Consider the following 646-nt stretch of genomic DNA (forward strand, 5'->3'; position numbering starts at 1 on the left):
CACAAGAGAGATGAGGTGGGCGATCCGCTGCAAGCGATCGCGCGGCACATCGACTTCGGCGAACTGGCCCGGCTGGTGGATGCCTTGATCGAACGCGGGGATGGCCGCCGGGGCGGTCGGCCCGCCTACCCCACCGAGGTGATGGTGCGCATTCTGGTCTTGAAGGGGCTGTACAACCTGTCCGATGAGCAGATGGAGTACCAGTTGCTGGATCGGGCGAGCTATCAGCGGTTTTGCCTGCTGCAGGATGCGATGAACGTGCCGGACCGCAACACCATCTGGCGCTTCGGCGAACGCCTGGGCGTGCAGGGGGCGACGGCGCTGCTGCAGGGGGTGGATGCGCAGCTGCACCGCCACGGCTACATCGCCCGGGGCGGGCAGGCCATCGATGCCACGCTGGTGCCCGCGCCGCGCCAGCATATCGGCCGGCAGGACCGGCAAACGCTGGCACAAGGCGGGCAGCCGGACTGGAGCGAAGCGCGGCGCAGGCAAAAGGATGTGGATGCCACGCACACGAACAAGCACGGCAAGAGCTACTTCGGCTACAAGCTCAGCGTGAGCGTGGACCTCAAGCACGGCTTCATCCGCCGCCTCGCCACGGGCACGGCCAGCGAGCACGACGGGCACCACTTCGATGAGGTGCTGG

1 protein-coding gene is annotated in these 646 nt (G+C 67.2%); it reads left to right on the forward strand.

Going from position 1 to position 646, the window contains the following annotated elements; translation table 11 throughout:
- Positions 1-646 (forward strand): IS5 family transposase (locus AVHM3334_RS23770; RefSeq protein WP_284415889.1); only part of this gene is annotated, 646 nt, incomplete at both ends.

This window comes from Acidovorax sp. SUPP3334, assembly GCF_030159055.1.
In the GTDB taxonomy this organism is placed as follows: domain Bacteria; phylum Pseudomonadota; class Gammaproteobacteria; order Burkholderiales; family Burkholderiaceae_C; genus Paracidovorax.